Source organism: Bordetella genomosp. 4 (assembly GCF_002261185.1).
In the GTDB taxonomy this organism is placed as follows: Bacteria; Pseudomonadota; Gammaproteobacteria; order Burkholderiales; family Burkholderiaceae_B; genus Bordetella_A.
Genome location: NZ_NEVQ01000019.1, coordinates 99,997 through 119,734 on the forward strand (window position 1 = coordinate 99,997; position 19,738 = coordinate 119,734).

The window sequence follows — 19,738 nt, forward strand, 5'->3', positions numbered from 1 at the left end:
TCGAGAACCTGCTACATTGCCAGGCATTCACTCCTTGCCTTTGCCATGTCCGCATTACCTCTCGTCCATTGGACCGAATCCGGCCAATCCCAGACAGCCTTTTGGCGCTCCGAATCGGCCGCCCCAGTGCCAACACGCATTCAAATCGCGGGCGATCAATTATCGGCAGACGCGGCCTATCGCCTGATCTGCGAAGGCACGCAACTCCTGTGGCGCGGCGATTTTCATAATGCGCGTCAGTTATTGCAGGCACTGGCACGCCGTATCGACAAGAAAAAACGCAAACCTGCGGCAACGCCGCTGGAGGCGTTCAACCAGCATCGCCAAGCGCAATCCCAACGCGCCCGGCTGCTAGGCAGCGTACTGGTGCCTTTCGATGCAGACCACACCATCCCGCTGCGCCGGGCACCAGATGTGCAACAGGCCTGCCTGGAGGCCTATGGCCCAGCCCCCGGTCCCTATCTGGCGTCCCTGCGCGAACTGCAAGGCATTGTCGGCGCCCATGAGTGGCGCAAAAAAGGCGTTCCTATCCGCGCCCTCAATGCTCGCATTCATCCTCACTACGGCGTGTTTTCGCCGGTACGCGGCGAATACATCGATCTCGTCGCCCGCGCACCTCTTCCGGCGGATACATCGCTGGCGTATGACATCGGCACCGGCACAGGTGTGTTAGCCGCCGTTCTGGCACAACGCGGTATCAAACAAGTCATTGCCACCGACCAGGACCCACGCGCCCTGGCTTGCGCACAGGAAAACCTGACCCGACTGGACTTGCAGTCACACGTGACCCTGACGCAAACCGACATGTTCCCCGACGGCCAAGCCCCCTTGATCGTCTGCAATCCACCGTGGCTGCCCGCACGTCCCAGTGCGCCTGTCGAATACGCGGTCTATGATCCCGACAGCCGCATGCTGCGCGCATTTCTGCAAGGACTCTCAAAACACCTCGCCCCCAAAGGCGAAGCCTGGCTGATTCTCTCAGACCTGGCCGAACACCTGGGGCTACGCGCCCCTGACGAACTGTCCACACTGATCACCAACGCCGGCCTGCGCATCGTAGACCGCCTCACGGCCCGCCCCGCCCACGGCCGCGCATCAGACCCCACCGATCCGCTGCACGCAGCCCGCGCAGCCGAAATCACATCGCTGTGGCGCCTGTCGCACATTGATTAACGCGCGTCGCCTAGTACTTCCACACACCGCCACATTCATCGGGTCAGCGCTCCCAAGCGCCTTCCCTCGAGCCCCCTTTTCACATCCCCGTCATGCAACCTTAATCCCCCCGTAACCTCCCTCCCCAATCATTCCTCTTCCACCAAGACACATTCCGACACAGCGCGATGAAAAACTGGAAGAGGACCACCCAAGTCTTGCTACTCAGCAGCCTGACCCTGCTAGCCGCGTGCAGCAACAGCGACGACGATGACGATGACGACGCCTCGCCCCCGACGCCGCCCGTCAGCCAGGCAATGGACCTGACGATCCTGCACATCAACGACCATCACTCCAACCTGGACAGCAAGAGCAGAACCCTGCTGCTGAAAAACGCCGCTGGCACCCAGACCGAAGCCACTGTCGACGCTGGCGGATTTCCGCGCGTGACCGCAGCCATCAACGAACTCGCGACAGCATCCCCCAACGTGCTCAAACTGCACGCGGGCGACGCCATGACCGGCACCTTGTATTTCAACCGCGCAGGCGAGGCCGGCGAGGCCGATGCCGCCCTGATGAACACGGTGTGCTTCGATGCGATGACGCTCGGCAACCACGAGTTCGACAAAGGCGACAGCGGCCTGCATCGCTTTATCGAACTCCTGCACGCAGGTACGTGTCAGACTCCGCTGCTCAGCGCCAACGTCAGCTTCGGCCCCAACTCGCCGTTGAATGCAGCCAACGCGCCCAACTGGGTCCAGCCCTCGATCACCCTCGAACGCGGCGGCCAATCCATCGGCCTCATTGGTTTGACCATCGCCGGTAAAACACAGCAGTCCTCCAGCCCAGACCCCGGCACCACCTTTTCCGACGAAACCGAAGCGGCCCAAACCCAGATCGATGCGCTGCGCGCTAAAGGCGTTAACAAGATCATCGTGATGAGCCATATCGGCTACAGCTACGACAAAGAAATCATCCCCAATCTGAGCGGCGTAGACGTCGTCGTAGGCGGCGACTCGCATTCCCTGCTGGGCCCCGGCGCGATGGAAACCTACGACGCAGGTACTCCCGCCGGCGCCTATCCTACCGAACTGACCGACAAAGACGGCAAGCGCGTCTGCCTGGTCCAAGCCTGGGAATACGCGCAAGTCGTAGGCGAACTGAAAGTCAGCTTTGACGCCAATGGCGATGTCACCTCATGCAGCGGCACGCCCCACGTCCTGATCGGCGACACACTGACCGTCGGCGGCACGGCGCCCAACCCCGCAGACGCAGCCGCCATGCAGGCCGACATCGAAGCCAGCGGCTTCCTGCGTGTACAAGCGCCCGACGCCAACGCCACGCAAACCCTGCAACCGTTCAAAGAACAAGTCGACACCTACAGCCAGAGCGTCGTCGCCAACGTGCCGCAAGAACTCTGCTCACGCCGTGTTCCCGGCGGCCCCGGCTCGGTCGATTACAGCCGATCCAGCGCAGCCTGCAACGCCGAAGGCAGCGTGAGCCTTCGCGGCGGAGACATTCAGCAGCTCGTCGCCCAGGCCTATCTCGAAGTCGCCAATGCCGAATACGGCGGTGCCGACATCTCGCTTCAGAGCGGCGGCGGCGTACGCGTCCCGCTGCATGGCAACGTGACCGCGGCCAACGTCATCGAGGTTTTGCCGTTCGGCAACATGCTGTGGCGCCTGGACATCACCGGCACCGAAGTCATCGGCATGCTGGAGGACGGCCTCGAGGCGGTCTACGGCGACGGCGGTACCACCGGCCCCTACCCCTACACGGGCGGCTTGCGTTATGACGTCAACAGCCTGGCCGCCAAGGGCAGCCGTGTGTCCAACGTGGAAGTATTCGATTCCGCCGCGAACACCTGGCAATCCCTGAACGCGACCCGCACCTACAAGCTGTTTGTCTTGAGCTTCAACGCGACAGGCGGCGACGGCTACACCACGCTGGCCAACGTCCCCGATGAGCGGCGTCAAGACATCGGCGTGCTGGATGCCGACGTGCTGCAAACCTACATCGATATGCAGGCTAAGGACGCCAACACGAACCTGCCGATTCTCAATCGACTGCCCGTCGAGTTGTACAGCACCAAGAGCTACGTCGAGTAACGTTTCCTGCGCAACGGGCAGCGCCCCTCAAGGCTGCCCGATCCCGCTCAACCCGATCAACGCCCCCGCCAACAACATCCACAAAGGATGCACGCGGCTGAAAATCGTCACGGCAGCGACGAGAGCTGTGATCCCCCCTAATACCCACGTATGCACAGAGGCCTCCGTGATCAACGACGCGCTGGCAGCCATCAGCCCTACCGTCATGGGGAAAATACCTGCCTGCACCACACGCCGCCACGGTTTGTCCTTGAACCGTTCCCACAATCCCAACGCAACAGCCGTCAAAATCGACGAGGGGCCGAACTTCGCAATCGTCGTGACCAAGGCGCCCTGCCACCCCGCCACATTCCAGCCAACCAGCGTCACGATCATCAGATTGGGGCCGGGTGCAGCCTGGCTCAATGCGAACAAGGCGCTGAAATCGGCATTCGACATCCACTGATGGATCTCCACGACCTGCCGCTGCATCTCGGGCAAAATCGTATTGCCCCCGCCAAAGGCCAGCACCGACAACTGCGTAAAAATAACGAAGAGCGAAATCAATACGGAAGTCATCGCGCCAGCCTCCAAGTCACCAGGATGCTGATCGGTGTCAACACCAGCATTGTCGGCAGCAAGGGCGTACGCAGCACGGCGATGCAAATAAAACATGCCACGGCCACGGCGATACCCGCCCATTTGCCGCGCAACGGCTTGGCGATTTTCACGGCCATCGAAATCAGCAGGCCCGCAGCCGCGGCCGCCAAGCCCGCGAACAGATGTTGAATATGCGGATCATCCGCATACCTGTCGTACACCATGCCCAGCGCAATGACGATGAAAGACGGCGCGGCGATCAATCCCATCAGGGCAGCAAACGCGCCCTTGACCCCGCGGAATTTCATCCCCAGTGCCACGGACATGTTGATGATGTTGCCGCCCGGCAAAAACTGGCACAGCCCGAGCAGCTCGGTGAAATCCTCGGACGATAGCCATCGGTGTTTCTCCACCACCATGTGGCGGGCCAATGGCAAGGCGCCACCAAAGGCGCTCAAGCCCAACCAGAAAAATCCCTTGAACAGAGCCCAGCACGAGGGAGGCTCAGACACGGGAGATACGGCAGTCGAAGACGAGGCGTTCATCAAAATTCCAGCAGAGATCGGGACGCGATGATTCCTGAGCAGCGAGCGGGCGGCTCTGAACAGCGGGAGATCAATCGGGACGAAAGCCTACTCCTGCTCGCACCGGCGCGCAATTGCATCCGTCAATCACCATGACGATGGAGGGGGCAAATCGGCGCCGGGGATGACGGAACGACGCCACTCGATCAAGATTCGCCCGATCACTCGCGCAAAACCAAAATCGCCCTCAACGTTAGACCGCTCCTGTTGCGCGTAGAATGTGCGACGTACCGGCCCTCTTGTGCCGGGCTTATGCAACATGTCCGCATCCACTGCTACCTCGCCCACCCCTTCGCTTTATCCCATCTTGTTGATGATGATTGCCATGGTGTCCATGCCCAGTGGCGCAGCATTGGCAAAAAGCCTGTTTCCTATGGTGGGCGCACAAGGCACGGCGGCGCTGCGGTTGTTGTTCTCGGCGCTCATGCTGCTGGCCTATTTCCGGCCATGGCGTGTCCGCCTGACTCCCTCGGGATGGCGCGTGGTGCTGGCCTACGGCTTGTCTCTGGGGATGATGAACCTGCTGTTCTACATGTCGCTGCGCACCATCCCGCTGGGCATTGCGGTCGCTCTGGAATTCACAGGACCGCTGACGGTAGCGCTCTTGAGTTCACGCCGCTTTGCGGATTTCTGCTGGATTATTTTGGCGGCCGTGGGCATTCTGTTGCTAATTCCCCGAGGCGCCGAGGTCCACACGCTGGATCCCACGGGGATGCTGCTGGCGCTGGGCGCAGGCTTATGCTGGGCGCTGTATATCGTGTTCGGACGCCGTGCCGGTCTGCACCATGGCACCCAGACCGTGGCACTAGCCTCGACAGTCGCCACCGTGGTGGTTCTGCCCTTCGGATTCGCACAAGCAGGCACGGGCCTGTTCGCGCTGGAGGTATTGCCCTGGGCACTGGGCGTTGCCGTGCTGTCCAGCGCATTGCCCTACGCGTTGGAAATCACCGTCCTGTCACGTATCCCTGTCCGGGTGTTTGGCACGCTGCTCAGCCTGGAGCCTGTCTTTGCTGCCTTTTCCGGCATGCTGTTCTTGCGCGAGACGCTATCCCTGACCCAATGGGCAGCCATCGTCGCCATTGTTGCCGCATCCATCGGGATCACCGTCGGCAATCGGCAGCCCGCAAAGGCACGCCCCAAATCAAAACGATAAGCGCGCTGCCCGCGGACGGCCCCGTAGAAATATGAGGCCGCCACGCCTGGCCGGGATGAAACGAACACCCTCATTCGCAGATGGGGATCAAACTCAATCGCGGAAATTCTGATACTGCAGCGGCAGATCCACGTCGGTCTTGCGCAGCAACGCGATCGCCTCTTGCAAATCATCGCGCTTTTTACCGCTGACGCGCAGCTTGTCGCCATTGATCTGGCTTTCCACCTTGAGCTTGGCCGCCTTGATGGCAGCGATCAATTTTTTTGCGACAGGTTGCTCGATCCCTTGGCGAACCGTGATTTTCTGGCGCGCGCCGCCCAGGTTTTCCAACGGATCGGCGACCTCCAGGCAGCGCACGTCGATACCCCGCGCCGACAGCCGGCCGCGCAAGATATCGAGCATTTGCTTCAGTTGAAAAGCGCTGGGCGCGATCTGCGTGACGACAAAGCCTTCGAGTTCGAATTTGGCGTCGGTGCCTTTGAAATCAAAACGGGTGGCCAACTCGCGATTGGCCTGGTCCACCGCGTTGCTGAGCTCGTGTTTGTCTACTTCGGAAACCACGTCGAAACTGGGCATGGCTGCAACCTACAAAAGAAAAGAGTCAATCAAGGATAGCGCTATCCATTACGATGCGCATACCCGCACAGGTATCCAGTGTAAGACGATTTGCGGCGATCTGACTGCCCCCTTTTCCCGCCGAATCAACGCCGCGGGCCCCGGAGCAATGGATAATACCGGCTATGCGGCGCCTATCCCGGGCACTGCGACTCACGGAACCACTCTGCCATGTTTTACAGCGTCCTCAAGCTCGTACACATCCTGGCCATTCTGCTGTGGGTAGGCGGAATGATCTTCGCTCACTGTTTCCTGCGGCCCGCCGTGGCCGCGCTGGAGCCGCCTCAACGGCTGCGCCTGATGCGCGATGTGCTGGCACGGTTCTTGAACGCTGTGCTGGGAGCCGTATTGCTCGTGCTGCTGAGCGGCGCATGGATGATAGGCCGAACGGCCCGCCAGGTTGCGGACACCGGCGGCAGCTTTCAGATGCCGCATGCCTGGATAAGCATGGCGGTGTTGGGCGTCATCATGGCGGCGATTTTCGGACATATCCGCTTTGCGCTCTACCCGCGCCTGGATCGTGCCGTACAAGCCAGTGACTGGCCCGCGGGCGGCCGCGCGATGCAATCGATCAAAACCTTGGTGACGGTCAATCTGGTACTTGGCCTGCTGACTATCGCGGTTATTGTCCTCGCCTAAAGCCTTTTTCGGGGCATCAGAGGGGGGCGGGTGGTTGGCGTGCTTATGGACGTCGAGCCGAGGCAATCGGGCCGTGCGGGCTTCACAAAGCCGGTCCGGCGCGCGGGCGCCGGACACCGTGTTCGCTCACCTCGTCCGCGCCTTCGCGCTTCCTTCGGTGTCCGCTCCACTCGGCTTTGAGGCGCCCGCACGGCCCGATTGCCTCGGCTCGACTCGCAGTCATTCAAGCTCATCACATCGCTGGCACGATTTTCTTGCTTGGCGTTTTTTTGTAGCCCTGTTGGCAAAGAGGAAGATCTTGCAGGGCTGCTATTCGCGCGTGCCCTGCACACGCGCGAATAGCGATCGGTCCGGGCATGCGGCGGGGTGGCATGGTGCCAGTTTGGAAGATCTGCTTGGCTGGAGTTGACGCCTGCGACGATGATGCATTGTCCCTGTCTGGACATCACGAAGCTGCAGTTCGAAATATTCCTGCTTGTCCACGAGAAATCGTAGCTCGAGAGATCTTCTGTTCATCTCCGATGCCAAAACCTTCGCATGCAGATCCCGAACGCTATTCATGGCCGCGCCCGTAGGCGGCCATGAATAGCGGCCCTGCAAGATCTTCCTCCTTGCAAACGCCAGTGCTACGAAGCCTACGAAGACCAGCCGTGCCAGCGATGAGGGAATCAGAGATGCTGCGAGTCGAGGCGGGGCAGTGACCGTGTTGGCGCGCCTCGTGGCTGAGCGAGTGGAGGTCGTAGGGAGGCCCGAAGGGGCCGGACGAGACGAACGAAGCGGTGTCGGACGCGCAGGCGGCCGACCAGCCACGTGAAGCGCCAACACGGTCACTGCCCCGCCTCGACGTCCAATAGAACTCGATCCCCCGTGCTTGCCGCCCCTGCAGAGCCCACAAAAACAATCAGCCCATCCGAACATACCGGACAGGCTGATAGCAAACCCTGCAGCGACGAACGCGAGCGTTTAATCCACCTTCGCGCCCGACATCTTGACGACCTCCGCCCATCGCGCGATATCCGCCTTGTGCACGCGCTCGAACGCGGCGGGGCTGGGATCGGCCGGCGGCGTGATGCCTTGCGTATCGATCAGCCAACGCTTGAACTCAGGCTTGGAAATCTCCTTGATCACCGCATCGCTCATGCGTTTCTGGATGTCGGCAGGCAGCTTCGCCGGCCCGAACAGGCCATACCACGTGCTGCTCTCATAGCCCGGCAAGCCGCAGCCTTCAGCCACGGTTGGCACCCCGGGCAGCGCTTCGATCGGTTTAGATACCGTCACGCCCAGCGCGCGCACTTGCCCCGAATTCACAGCGGCGATCGATGCCGCACTCTGGTTGAAAAAGAAATCCACCTCACCCGACAAGAGTGCCGTCATGGCAGGCCCCTGTCCACGATAGGGCACATGCACGATGTTGACTTTAGCCATCTGCGTAAACAACGCACCAGCCAAATGGCCCGAAGCCCCATTCCCGGTCGAGGAGTAATTCATCTTGCCGGGATTCTTGCGAGCCAGCTCGAGCAGATCTTTGCAGGTCTTGATATCGGGATGCTTTTTCGGATTGATCAATAGCACGTTAGGCACATCGCCCAGCAACGCAATGTGCGTGAAATCGTTCCAGACGTCAAAGCTCAGGCTCTTCTTGTACAACTCCGCATTGATCGCGTGAGTGCCCGCCGTGCCGAACAAAAAGGTATAGCCATCAGGCGCCGCCCGCGCCACCAGATCCGACGCCACGTTGCCGCCGGCGCCCGTACGGTTCTCCGCCACGATGGGCACACCCAGCGTTTCCGTCAGACCCTGCCCTAGTTTACGGGTATACAGATCGGTGCCTGCCCCCGTCGGAAAGCCCCCGACAATGGTAATGGCGTGTGTAGGCCATTTGCTGTCCTGCGCAACCGCCGGCATGGCAGCAGCCAATGTCATAGCCGTCAACGCGGCAATATTGAAACGACGCAACATGATTATTCCCCTTGAAAAAGCATGGCTGCCGAGTCCGGATATCCGAAGATCTTTAGCCTGCGATATTGAATGTGCGTAATGAATCACTATGCGGCAATGACTGTCCGTCGTGACGGGCAGCCCTCGCTGCATCAGCTCAACTGCTCAACTGCCTTTGCAATACGTTCCAACGCCGTCTGCAACTGGGCCTGCGACGTGGCATAGCTGATCCGGAAATACGGCGCCAGACCAAAAATCGTGCCTGGCACGACAGCTACGTCATGATCCTGCAGCAAGTACTCGCAGAAATCCGCATCCGTTTCCAGACGCTTGCCCTTCGGCGTCGTACGGCCCAATACCCCAGCGCAGCTGGCATAGGTATAAAACGCGCCTTCGGGCAGACGGCAGCTCAAACCCGGAATCGCATTCAAGCCATTCACTACCAAATCCCGCCGCACCTGGAAGGAGGCACGGCGCTCTGCCAACACATCCTGCGGTCCGTCCAGAGCCTCAATTGCGGCAGCCTGACTGATTGAGCAGGGGTTCGACGTGCTCTGACTTTGCACCACCGCCATCGCCCCGATCAATTCCTTCGGCCCGCCCGCAAAGCCCAAACGCCAGCCTGTCATCGCATAGGCCTTCGACAAGCCATTGACAGTCAACGTGCGCGACTTCAGGCGCGGCTCGACTTGCGCCATGGTCTTGAACGTGAAATCACCATAAATCAGATGCTCGTAGATGTCATCAGCGAGCACCCACACATGCGGATGCCGCAGCAACACCTCGGCCAACGCCCGCAGATCCGCTTCACCATAGGCGGCCCCCGTCGGGTTGGACGGCGAATTCAACATGACCCAGCGCGTACGCGGCGTGATGGCGCGCTCCAGATCGGCTGGATCCATGCGGAAACCGTTTTCCTCGCGGCATGCGACCTCGACCGTTTTGCCTCCGGCGATGGTGATCATGTCGGCATACGACGTCCAATACGGCACGCCGACGATGACCTCATCGCCGTCATCCAGTGTCGCCATCAAGGCATTGTGAATCACTTGCTTGGCGCCAGCGCCCACATTGATTTCATCCAAGCCGTACGTCACGCCATTCTCGCGTTCGAACTTACGCGCGATCGCGGCTTTCAACGCCAGGGTGCCATCGAGCAAGGTGTACTTCGTCTCGCCGGCATGTATCGCGCGGATCGCTGCTTCTTTTACATTGTCCGGCGTATCAAAGTCGGGCTCGCCCGCCCCCAACACGATGACATCGCGTCCTTCGCGCTTTAGCTGCGCAGCGCGCGCGCCGATGCGCAGGATCTCCGACACCGCAATACGGGAGATACGACTGGCGCGGCGAAACGCCGGCGCCTGAGAGTTATCGGTAGACATATCAATCCTGAAAAAACATTCCCGCCTACAACGCGGCGGTCACCATGATCTCGACGAGAATTTCCGGCAACGCCAGCTCGACGGCGCCGCAGCAACGCGCCGGCGCCTGGCCCGGCACGATCCATGCATCGTAAACCTCATTCATCGCCTGAAAATCAGACATGTGCTGCAACCAGATCGTGACATTCAAGAGCTTGGACTTGTCCGTGCCCGAGGCCGCCAGCATCTCGTCGATCTTGGCCAGCACCTGGTGCGTCTGCCCTGCTGCATCGGCGCTGCGATCGTCTGCCGTATGGCCGGCGAGATACACCGTGCCGTTGTGAATCACCGCTCGCGAACGGCGTGTGTTCTGGTCCAACCGGGTGATAGGCGAGCTCATTGCTGCACTCCCTTGCCCGAAATACGACGGCAATGATTCAGTGCGGATTGAATCAGGTTGTCGCTGGCCTCGGGGGTACGGAATGCCGAGTGCGCCGACAGCGTCACGTTATCGAGCTTGGTCAGCGGATGGTCCTTCGGCATGGGTTCGGTGACAAACACGTCCAGACCGGCGTGGCCCAGCTTGCCCGACTTCAATGCGTCAATCATGGCTTCCTCGTCCACCAACGCGCCGCGCGCCGTATTGACCAGGATCGCACCATCGCGCATCGCGTTGATGCGCTCACGCGAAATGATGCCTCGGGTCTCGTCCGTCAACAGCAAATGCATCGAGACCACGTGGCTCGTGGCCAGCACCTCATCCAATTCCACGAAGCGCACGCCTGGGTGCGATTTCGCGCTGCGGTTCCAGGCGATGACTTCCATACCAGCGCCCTGCGCCAGACGCGCAACCTCTGCTGCGATGCCTCCGAAACCGACCAGACCCAGCGTCTTGCCCGTCAACTGCACGGCATCGCTGCGCAGCCAATTACCCGCTCGCATTTCACGGTCCATGCGCGCAAAGCCCTTTGCCGACGCCCACATCAAGGCAAACGCACACTCGGCCACAGCCGTATCGCCGTACCCTTTGATAATGTGCACCTCGATGCCGATCTCTGCCAATTCCTCAGGATTCATATACGAGCGCGCACCGGTTCCCAGGAACACGACATGCTTCAGACCCTTGCATTGACGAGCAATATCAGTCGGCAGATGCGTATGGTCGATGATGGCGATTTCCGCATCGCCCAGCACGCCCGGCAATTGATCCGAGGTGATATCCGGTTGACGGTTGATGACCAGCTCCAGATCATCTGCACGATGCAGGCGCTCTGCCACCGCGGACAAAGTGGGATTGGCGTCAACGAAAATAGCTTTCATTCATTGCTCCGAGAAACTTCGGCATTCATGCCGGGGAGGTAAGGGGCGCAGCCGCAAGGCTGCAAGGTTGGTCTGATTTGAGTTGATGACTGGATAAACATCCAGGTTTCTGGTCTGGCGTGGATAGTATCTCGGGCATGCAAACCAAACGTGCCTACCGATTCCGGTTCTATCCGACGCCCGAGCAAGCGATCACGCTGGCTCGCACGTTTGGTTGCGTACGTGTGGTTTACAACCACATGCTTAACCTTCGTTCGACAGCCTGGGCTGAGCGGCAAGAGCGCCTGGGGTATCACGCGACCTCTGCTGCGCTGACGGCGTTGAAAAAGGTTCCAGACTACGCGTGGTTGAACGAAGTCAGCAGTGTTCCGTTGCAGCAGACACTGCGTCATCTGCAAACGGCGTTTGTTGGGTTCTTTGCCAAGCGAACGGGATATCCTCGCTTCAAAAGCAAAGATGGCCCGCAATCGGCGGAATACACCGCCAGTGCTTTTAGATGGGATGGCCGTTCGCTCAAGCTGGCGAAGATGACTGAGGCGTTGCCCATCCGCTGGTCCCGTCAGATTCCCAAAGCCGCCAAGGTTACTACCGTCACGGTCAGCAAAGATCCGGCAGGAAGATACTTTGTCAGTCTGCTGTGCGACGACGTTGTGGCACAAAAAGCGCGTACGCCGAGCTGTGTCGGGATTGATCTGGGCCTGTCTCATTTTGCGATTCTCTCAACAGGAGAAAAAGTCGATGCACCACAGATCTTTCGCAAGCATGAAGTTAAGTTAGCTAAGCTACAGCGCCGCCTGGCCAGGAAACAAAAAGGATCGGTCCGCCGCACCAAGGCGAAGCTGAAAGTCGCCAAGCTGCATGCCAAGATCGCAGACACTCGCAGGGATTTCCTGCACCAGCTCTCTACTCGGTTGATCAACGAGAACCAAGTGATCGCCGTAGAAAGCTTGTCTGTGTCCAACATGCAGAAAAACCGCTGTCTTGCCAAGTCCATCAGCGATGCCGGATGGGCAGAGTTTGTGAGGCAGCTCAAATACAAGGCCCGTTGGCATGGACGTGAGTTCGTGCGGGTAGATCGCTGGTATCCGTCGAGCAAGCGCTGCCACGTCTGCGGATATGTCTTACCGAAGCTGCCGTTGCGCGTGCGGCATTGGTTCTGTCCGCAATGCAATGCAGACCACGACCGCGACGTCAACGCGGCACATAACGTATTAGCCGCCGGACTGGCGGTGTTAGCCCATGGAGAAACGGTAAGACCTGAGTGCATGAATGATGATGTACGACGGCTCGGTTTCGGTGAAGTGGGAATCCCTTTCCTTTAGGGCAGGGAGCAGTCAAGAATCTTCCTGAAAAAAGTGAGATGTAAATCAAAACCTGCAATGACGCCGACTCGCGGCTGGCGTCGCGGAAACGCCCCTTAATCCCTCGTTTCCTTGCCACCCTCAGAGGACGAGGCCCAGTCCTCCTGGTGTTCCATAAAACGCGACTCGGCATAATCGGCCAGCGCATTACCCGTATAAATCTCGGCATACCCCGCGCGGGTCAGTTCAATGATGTGATCCAGATGCTTTTCGATATGCTGGCTCATCAATGCCTGCACCGCCGCCTGATCACGCGCCTGCAGCGCGCGCACAATATCCGGATGGTCATTGCGCGTCTGCCCGCGACGGGCCTTCAAATCGATCCAACGAGGGAAACGCAGACGCTCGTTAATCGAACGCACCGAACGCAAGAACTCGGGGTTGCCCGCCAACCCCGCCAGATGCTCATGAAAAGCCTCATCCCGGGACAATAGGCGCAATGCCTGAGCATCCGTATCGACTTCGTCCCGGCTGCCTTCAACCATCTTTGCCAGATCGGCCAGCTCTTGATCAGAGGCCCGCATACAGACCAGACGCACGACGCCCAACTCCACCGTCGCCCGATACTCGTACAGCGCCATCAACTGCTTGGCATCGAGCCCCCTCACGGTGTAGCCGCGATTCGGGGTCGCCACCAGAAATCCCTCGGCAGCGATGCGGCTGAGCGCCTCACGTACAGGCGTGCGGCTCACGCCCAGTTGGCGCGACAACTCGAGCTCATTCACTTTTTCGCCCGGGCGCAGGCGAAAAGTGGTCGCCATGGCTTTGATGCGATCGTAGACATGGCTATGCGAGGCGGCGCGAGAGGCGGAAGATTCAGAAGTCATGCGTCAAATATCAAAAAAACTCACGCTGCCATAGCCGCCGGCAAAGACGAGCCGTGATGGAAGCGTTGCAAAAAGGATTTCAGGCGTTCATTACGCGGATGGCCGAAAATTTCAGCGGGGGTATCGATTTCGGCCATGACGCCATCCAGCATGAACCCCACGCGATCCGACACATCAGCGGCAAAGGCCATTTCATGCGTCACCAATACCATGGTCATCCCCTCCGCCGCCAGCGCCTTGATCACCCCCAATACCTCGGATACTAACTCGGGATCGAGCGCAGACGTCACCTCGTCGAACAACATGACATCCGGCCGCATTGCCAGCGCCCGTGCAATGGCGACACGCTGCTTTTGCCCGCCTGAAAGACGGCTGGGAAAAGCGTCGACCTTGTCGGCCAAGCCGACTTTAGCCAGCAATTCGCGAGCCAGCTCCGCTGCCTCGGGGCGCGCCATGCCCTTGACCTGCATGGGCGCCTCGATCACATTCTGCAGGACCGTCATGTGCGGGAACAGGTTGAAGTGCTGAAAGACCATGCCGATATCCCGCCGCAATGCGGCCAGGCAAGCGTCTTTGGGCAGCTTCTGCTTGCCGTCGAACTCGAACTGATGCTGCCCAACGGACAAACGTCCCGACTCAGGCATCTCCAGCAGATTCATGCAGCGCAAAAAGGTGGATTTCCCTGACCCGCTGGCGCCGATCAGCGTCACCACCTCGCCCTTGGCCACATCCAGCGATACGCCCTTGAGGACGTGATGATCACCGAACGACTTGTGGATGGCAGATGCCTGCAAAGCAGGCGCAACCGCGCAATGCTGTGTATTCATCGGTGAGCTCCCATGCGTGCTTCCAAGCGTTGTGCCGCCAGCGTCAAGGGGAACAGCACGACAAAATATACAACTGCTACCACCGTATAGGTTTCCAGGGGACGATAGATGGCGGCCGTAATCACGGACCCTTGATACAACAAATCGCCCACAGCAACGGTGGACACCAGCGAGGTGTTCTTCAGCTGCAGAACCGTTTGATTGATGAAAGAGGGAATCATCACTCGCACCGCCTGCGGCAGAATCAAGCGCCGGAAAATGCGGCCGCGCCGCATGCCTAGCGCCTTGCCGGCCTCCCATTGCCCTCGATCCACGGCCTCGATGCCGCCCCGGAAAATCTCGGCATAGAATGCGCCTCCGTACAGAGACAGCGTCAGAAAGCACGCCATCCCCGGAGACATTTCCACCTGGATCAGCACCGGCAACGCGTAGTACATCCACACCAGTTGCACCAGCAGCGGCGTGCACCGAAAGATTTCGATGTAGGCAATCACCGGTACATTGATCCAGCGCGGCGCGTTAGTACGCAACACCCCCGCCACCAGGCCTATCGCCAGGCCAGCGAGCGCCGTGGTCACCGTAAATACGATGGTGATCCACAGGCCCTTCCATAACAGGCCCGTATAAGGAGCGAGCGCGCCAAAATCCCATGCGTAGTTCATGGTCGCGGCCCGATCAGAATTGCACTTCGGGCGGGATATCGCTTTCCTTGACGTCCAATTCCGCCAGGCCTTGCAGGAACCATTCCCGCGTTTGCGCCATGGACCGGTTGTAATCCGCCCAGACGCTCAAGAAATCCCGCCAGCGCTTGTCGTTGTCCAACCGAACAGCGATGTTGGTCGGCAGCGTCAAAACGGGGCGGGGAATCGCGATCTCTGCCAAGGCCGGATTCTTCTTCAACATGGGCAGCGCCAGAATCGCCAACACCACATTGCAGTCCGCGCGGCCCGTCGCCACCGCCAGCACCGCCTCGTCCCGCGTCTTGAACGACAAAATCGTGGCGTTCGGCGCATAGCGGCGCGCAATCAACTCATGCGCCGAACCCATGTCGACCGAAATGCGGACTTCGGGCTTATTCAAGTCATTCCAGGTCTCGGGCTTGGCGAAGCCCTTGCGTGTGACCGCAGTAAAGGAATGCACCAGGATCGGCGTCGCAAAATCCACCATCAGCGCCCTTTCGGGCGTGGGGTTCACAGCAAACGCCAGATCGATCTTGTTCGACTGCAGATCCAGAATCTGATTGCCCCAGGTGGTTTCGACGGTTTCCACCTTGGCATTGAGCTTTTTAGCGATGTCGTTGGCCATGCTCAAGCACGCGCCCGACCACGTGCCGTCGGCCAGGTTCTTGGTGAAATAAGGCGCCTGCCCCACGATCACGCCCATGCGCAATATCCCCGTCTTGCGGACGCGATCCAACGTAGATTCATTACCTGGCGCCGCCTGCGCCGAAGCACGCGCGGGTACCCCGACGCTGGCAATGGCGGCAGCGCCAATGAGGGCGGAATGACTCAACAACTCTCTGCGCTTCATCTGTTACCCCTTGTATATGCGTTGAAATGCGCCGAATCGGCACGGCAAGCGTGATGTTCTGTACACCAAACTGTGCACATATATTGAATATTGTTTTGTATACAGTCAAGTGTTATGCTTTTCCCCACTCTAGGGCCGGGGCTTTGAGCCGCCCTTTATCAACCGGTATCTCAATGAGCACAGATCAACACATCGTCATCATTGGCGCCGGCGCGGTCGGCGCAGCAACCGCCGTTCAAGCGCTGAACGCGGGAATGCGGGTCACCTTGGTCGAGTCCGGCACGCCCGGCGGCCCGCAGGCATCCAGTTATGGCAATGCGGGCTGGCTATCGTCGCACTCCATTCTTCCCCCTGCCGCCCCTGGCGTCTGGAAACAGGTTCCCACGTGGCTGAAAGACCCGTTGGGCCCATTGGCGATACGCTGGAACTATCTGCCGCGCGCCATCCCATGGCTGACTCGTTATCTGGCCTCGGCCTGGACATGGCCGCGCGTCGAACGCACCGCTCATGCTCTGCGCTCGCTCTTGGCAGGCGCGCCTGCCCTGCATCAAGCATTAGCCGAGCAGGCCGGTGTGTCTCATCTCATCGAGCAGCGAGGCCTGTTGCATGCGTATTTGTCGGAACAGCAGTTCCGCGCCGATCGCCGGGCATGGGACATACGCCGCAACGAAGGTATCCAATGGCAGGAACTGAATACCGAGGCCTTGCGCGCGCTGGAGCCCGATCTGCACCCGCGCTACACCTTTGGCGTACTGGTTCCTGAAACTGGCCATTGCCGCAATCCTGGCGCCTATGTCGCGGCTCTGGTGCAGCTCGCCCAACATCTCGGCGCCGATCTGCGTCAGACACGCGCTACCGGCTTTGACATTCGAGCTGGAAAATTGCGGGCCGTGCACACCGACAACGGCGACATCCCCTGCGACAAAGCTGTCATCGCGACCGGCATACGCTCACGCGAACTCGCGCGCCTGGCAGGGGACCGCGTGCCGCTTGCGGCCGAACGCGGCTACCACGCCGTCATCAAACAACCAGAGGGTGCGCCGCGCGTATCCACTATGTTTGCCGACTGCAAAGTCGTCATCAACAACATGGAAAGCGGCCTGCGAGTCGCGGGGCAAGTCGAAATCGCCGATGTCGACGCACCACCCGACTGGCGGCGCGCTCACATCCTGCGCGATCTGCTGGTATCTATTTACCCCGCACTGCCAACCAAGCCCGCCGAAGAACGCATCGACTACTGGCAAGGATGCCGCCCCAGTATGCCCGATGGCCTGCCTTGCATCGGTGCGGCCTCGGCGAGCCCTGATATCGTGCATGCGTACGGGCACGGCCACATCGGCCTGGTCGGTTCCGCCCGCACAGGAGAACTCGTCGTGCAACTGCTGCAGGGCCAAGCCACAACGATTCCGCTAGAGCCATTCAGTCCGCGTCGTTTCGCGTGATCACACCCCTCCCTCAAGGAACCCGTCATGTCCACGCTTTCCTCACCCGGCCGCATTGCCCGCGGCGGCAAATCGCTATACGGCGCCCCGCTGGGCATCCTGATGCTGGATGCGCGTTTTCCCCGCATTCTCGGCGACATGGGCAATGGCCAGACGTGGCCATTCCCCGTCCTGTACCGAGTCGTACGCGGCGCCAGTCCGGAAAAAGTCGTTTTGCAAGGCGCGCGCGGAACATTGGACGCCTTCATCGAGGCTGGTCGGGAACTGGTCGATCTGGGCGCGGAAGCCATCACCACGAATTGCGGCTTCCTGGCCCTCTTTCAACAAGAATTTTCACAGGCGCTGGGCGTCCCTGTTGCCACGTCATCAATGATGCAAGTGCCATGGGTACAAGCCACCTTGCCTCCCGGCAAGCGCGTAGGGTTGGTCACTGTCAGCGGATCCACGCTCTCCCCCGCGCACTTGGCAGCAGTCAACGTCCCGGCTGACATCCCCGTCGCCGGCACCGAGAACGGCAAAGAATTCTTCCGTGTCCTCATCAAAGCCGAGAAAGAAGACATGGATATCGATCTTGCACAACAAGACATCCTGGAGGCTGGAAGGGACCTGGTGCGCCGACACCCTGAGGTCGGCGCGATCGTATTGGAATGCACCAACATGCCGCCGTATGCGGCTGCGCTGCAAGCCGAGCTCGGATTGCCCGTCTACGATATCTACTCAATGATTACGTGGTTCCATGCGGGGCTACGCCCCCGAGCGTTTGCCTGAGACCGCATAGAACATGCCGCCGCGCGCGGGCGGCTGACCCGTGCAGGCTTGCTCCCACATCAACGCAAGCCTGCTCGCCCGCATTTAGATCCTTCCCACTGCCCTGCCTGTGGCCGGATGGGCATATCCCACCAGCAAAGAAACAGAAAGACACAAATTTCCGCTTGCCTCACCTACCTACTAGTAGATAACATACGTCTCATGGTTGGGCAGTAAACAAATCACCCCAACCACCGCGCGATAGAGCAGTCACTAAGCGCGTTTTTATTTCCCTCATCATCTACCTATAAGTAGATAGTTTTAAAGACACTTACCTTTAAAGAGAACCATCATGAAAACCATCGCTTCCGTACTGCTGATTTCTGCTTCCCTGGCTGGCACCGCTGCCTACGCTGCCGAACCCTCTGGCGAACTGGACTATCCGCCCACCATCACCCAGACCAGCCAATTGACCCGCGCTCAAGTCATCGCTGAACTGCAACAAGCCCGTGCCGCTGGCCAAGTCACCTTTGGCGATATCGACGAACCCGTTACGCAAGTAGCCGCCAGCACCGTCACCCGCGCCCAAGTCCACGCCGAAGCCGTTCAAGCCAACGCCCACGGCCCGGTCGCATTCGACGGCGAAGGCTACCCCAACACCGGCGCCTGATCGACTTTTTATTTGACCACAAACCTACCTATAAGTAGATAGCTTTTTTAAAGAGAACCATCATGAAAACCATCGCTTCCGTACTGCTGATTTCTGCTTCCCTGGTTGGCACCGCTGCCTATGCTGCCGAGCCCTCTGGCGAACTGGACTACCCGCCCACCATCACCCAGACCAGCCAACTGACCCGCGCCCAAGTCGTCGCTGAACTGCAACAGGCTCGCGCTGCCGGCCAGATCACCTACGGCGAAAACGAGGAGCCCGTGACGCAAGTTGCCGACAGCAACCTGACGCGTGCCGAAGTCCACGCCGAAGCGGTTGAAGCCAACGCCCACGGCCCTGTCGCATTTGGCGGCGAAGGCTACCCCAACACGGGCGCTTGATTAGCTGTCGATCCAACCAAATCTCTAGCGATAGAAACTTTTTAAAAAGAGAATGATCATGAAAACCCTCGTATCCGCAGTGATGTTGTCGATGACCATGATGGGCGCTGCCTATGCTGGCGAACCCTCGGGAGAGTTGGACTATCCGCCCGTGCAAAGCAGCATCGGAACGGTCAGCCGCGCCCAGATCCAGGCTGAATTGCAGGCCGCGACTGCAGCCGGTCAAGTGACGTTCGGCGAATTGGAGCAACCTGCCGCCTACAACGCCGGCCCGGTTCCCACTCGCGCCGAAGTACAGGCCGAAGCTCAAGCCGCGCGCGATAACGGTAGCGATGCGTTTGGCGAACTCGACTATCAGGCCAGCACTGGCGTGAATGCTTCGTCCCGCGGTTAAGGACAGCACATGTTGTGTCCCGCGGCGCCGCCCTGCCTGCATACGGCGGCCCGCCTTTATTCCGTTACTTGAGGAGCCTATCCGCCCCTTTTTCTATCAACCCTACACCTA

At 59.8% G+C, this 19,738-nt stretch carries 21 protein-coding genes; 10 read left to right on the forward strand and 11 right to left on the reverse strand.

The annotated features are described in order from the left end of the window. Positions 1 to 45: 45 nt before the first annotated feature. Complete coding sequence (locus tag CAL20_RS19105) at positions 46 to 1,173, forward strand: methyltransferase (protein ID WP_094822594.1); 1,128 nt, start codon at positions 46 to 48, stop codon at positions 1,171 to 1,173. A 167-nt stretch (positions 1,174 to 1,340) separates the two neighbouring features. After that, positions 1,341 to 3,260 carry a bifunctional metallophosphatase/5'-nucleotidase gene (locus CAL20_RS19110; protein ID WP_094838659.1) on the forward strand — a complete coding sequence of 640 codons (1,920 nt, stop codon included), beginning with the start codon at positions 1,341 to 1,343 and terminating at the stop codon, positions 3,258 to 3,260. A 27-nt stretch (positions 3,261 to 3,287) separates the two neighbouring features. Here the strand turns inward: CAL20_RS19110 and CAL20_RS19115 are convergent, their stop codons facing one another. Continuing rightward, complete coding sequence (locus tag CAL20_RS19115) at positions 3,288 to 3,818, reverse strand: chromate transporter (RefSeq protein ID WP_094822596.1); 531 nt, start codon at positions 3,816 to 3,818, stop codon at positions 3,288 to 3,290. After that, positions 3,815 to 4,384 (reverse strand): chromate transporter, encoded by a 570-nt coding sequence (locus CAL20_RS19120; RefSeq protein WP_094822597.1) that lies wholly within the window; start codon positions 4,382 to 4,384, stop codon positions 3,815 to 3,817. Before CAL20_RS19120 ends, CAL20_RS19115 begins: the two co-directional genes overlap by 4 nt. Positions 4,385 to 4,682: 298 nt before the next feature. Between CAL20_RS19120 and rhtA the strand changes: the two genes are divergently transcribed. Next, on the forward strand, positions 4,683 to 5,576 hold the full coding sequence (gene rhtA / locus CAL20_RS19125) for a threonine/homoserine exporter RhtA (protein ID WP_094822598.1): 894 nt from the start codon (positions 4,683 to 4,685) through the stop codon (positions 5,574 to 5,576). 93 nt (positions 5,577 to 5,669) lie between these two features. Here the strand turns inward: rhtA and CAL20_RS19130 are convergent, their stop codons facing one another. Next, positions 5,670 to 6,152 (reverse strand): YajQ family cyclic di-GMP-binding protein, encoded by a 483-nt coding sequence (locus CAL20_RS19130; RefSeq protein ID WP_094822599.1) that lies wholly within the window; start codon positions 6,150 to 6,152, stop codon positions 5,670 to 5,672. A gap of 210 nt (positions 6,153 to 6,362) precedes the next feature. On the opposite strand from CAL20_RS19130, the gene CAL20_RS19135 reads away from it, so the two are divergent. Next, entirely contained in the window at positions 6,363 to 6,830 is a 468-nt protein-coding gene (locus CAL20_RS19135) for a CopD family protein (protein ID WP_094822600.1), read from the forward strand. Between the two features lie 963 nt (positions 6,831 to 7,793). On the opposite strand, the gene CAL20_RS19140 is transcribed toward CAL20_RS19135, so the two are convergent. From CAL20_RS19140 to CAL20_RS19155, 4 genes are all read right to left on the reverse strand, one after another. Beyond that, complete coding sequence (locus tag CAL20_RS19140; RefSeq protein WP_094822601.1) at positions 7,794 to 8,789, reverse strand: Bug family tripartite tricarboxylate transporter substrate binding protein; 996 nt, start codon at positions 8,787 to 8,789, stop codon at positions 7,794 to 7,796. A 131-nt stretch (positions 8,790 to 8,920) separates the two neighbouring features. Then, positions 8,921 to 10,150 carry a pyridoxal phosphate-dependent aminotransferase gene (locus CAL20_RS19145; protein ID WP_094822602.1) on the reverse strand — a complete coding sequence of 410 codons (1,230 nt, stop codon included), beginning with the start codon at positions 10,148 to 10,150 and terminating at the stop codon, positions 8,921 to 8,923. Positions 10,151 to 10,175: 25 nt separating this feature from the next. After that, the gene (locus tag CAL20_RS19150) at positions 10,176 to 10,529 is read right to left on the reverse strand and encodes a RidA family protein (protein ID WP_094822603.1); all 354 of its coding nucleotides are present in this window, start codon (positions 10,527 to 10,529) and stop codon (positions 10,176 to 10,178) included. After that, the gene (locus tag CAL20_RS19155) at positions 10,526 to 11,449 is read right to left on the reverse strand and encodes an NAD(P)-dependent oxidoreductase (protein ID WP_094822604.1); all 924 of its coding nucleotides are present in this window, start codon (positions 11,447 to 11,449) and stop codon (positions 10,526 to 10,528) included. Before CAL20_RS19155 ends, CAL20_RS19150 begins: the two co-directional genes overlap by 4 nt. Positions 11,450 to 11,586: 137 nt before the next feature. On the opposite strand from CAL20_RS19155, the gene CAL20_RS19160 reads away from it, so the two are divergent. Further along, positions 11,587 to 12,771, forward strand: a complete 1,185-nt coding sequence (locus tag CAL20_RS19160; RefSeq protein ID WP_094822605.1) for an RNA-guided endonuclease TnpB family protein — start codon at positions 11,587 to 11,589, stop codon at positions 12,769 to 12,771. Positions 12,772 to 12,866: 95 nt separating this feature from the next. Here CAL20_RS19160 and CAL20_RS19165 read toward each other — a convergent pair whose 3' ends face one another. Genes CAL20_RS19165 through CAL20_RS19180 form a run of 4 tightly spaced genes read right to left on the reverse strand, consistent with a single transcriptional unit; the run spans position 12,867 to position 15,994 of the window. After that, positions 12,867 to 13,637: a GntR family transcriptional regulator gene (locus tag CAL20_RS19165; protein ID WP_094822606.1), complete on the reverse strand. Its 771-nt coding sequence runs from the start codon at positions 13,635 to 13,637 to the stop codon at positions 12,867 to 12,869. A 20-nt stretch (positions 13,638 to 13,657) separates the two neighbouring features. Further along, positions 13,658 to 14,464: an amino acid ABC transporter ATP-binding protein gene (locus tag CAL20_RS19170; RefSeq protein ID WP_094838660.1), complete on the reverse strand. Its 807-nt coding sequence runs from the start codon at positions 14,462 to 14,464 to the stop codon at positions 13,658 to 13,660. Beyond that, positions 14,461 to 15,126: an amino acid ABC transporter permease gene (locus tag CAL20_RS19175; protein ID WP_094838661.1), complete on the reverse strand. Its 666-nt coding sequence runs from the start codon at positions 15,124 to 15,126 to the stop codon at positions 14,461 to 14,463. The genes CAL20_RS19170 and CAL20_RS19175 overlap by 4 nt, the downstream gene beginning before the upstream one ends. Positions 15,127 to 15,139: 13 nt before the next feature. Next, positions 15,140 to 15,994, reverse strand: coding sequence for a transporter substrate-binding domain-containing protein (locus tag CAL20_RS19180; RefSeq protein ID WP_094822609.1), 855 nt, complete (start codon positions 15,992 to 15,994; stop codon positions 15,140 to 15,142). A gap of 173 nt (positions 15,995 to 16,167) precedes the next feature. On the opposite strand from CAL20_RS19180, the gene CAL20_RS19185 reads away from it, so the two are divergent. The 5 genes from CAL20_RS19185 (at position 16,168) to CAL20_RS19205 (ending at position 19,627) form a co-directional block, all read left to right on the forward strand. Continuing rightward, positions 16,168 to 17,436, forward strand: coding sequence for an NAD(P)/FAD-dependent oxidoreductase (locus CAL20_RS19185; protein WP_094838662.1), 1,269 nt, complete (start codon positions 16,168 to 16,170; stop codon positions 17,434 to 17,436). Between the two features lie 27 nt (positions 17,437 to 17,463). Further along, positions 17,464 to 18,204, forward strand: a complete 741-nt coding sequence (locus CAL20_RS19190) for an aspartate/glutamate racemase family protein (RefSeq protein WP_094838663.1) — start codon at positions 17,464 to 17,466, stop codon at positions 18,202 to 18,204. Positions 18,205 to 18,535: 331 nt separating this feature from the next. Beyond that, positions 18,536 to 18,853: a DUF4148 domain-containing protein gene (locus tag CAL20_RS19195; RefSeq protein WP_094822612.1), complete on the forward strand. Its 318-nt coding sequence runs from the start codon at positions 18,536 to 18,538 to the stop codon at positions 18,851 to 18,853. 62 nt (positions 18,854 to 18,915) lie between these two features. After that, positions 18,916 to 19,233 (forward strand): DUF4148 domain-containing protein, encoded by a 318-nt coding sequence (locus CAL20_RS19200; protein ID WP_094822613.1) that lies wholly within the window; start codon positions 18,916 to 18,918, stop codon positions 19,231 to 19,233. A gap of 58 nt (positions 19,234 to 19,291) precedes the next feature. Continuing rightward, positions 19,292 to 19,627 (forward strand): DUF4148 domain-containing protein, encoded by a 336-nt coding sequence (locus CAL20_RS19205; RefSeq protein ID WP_094822614.1) that lies wholly within the window; start codon positions 19,292 to 19,294, stop codon positions 19,625 to 19,627. Positions 19,628 to 19,738 lie beyond the last annotated feature (111 nt).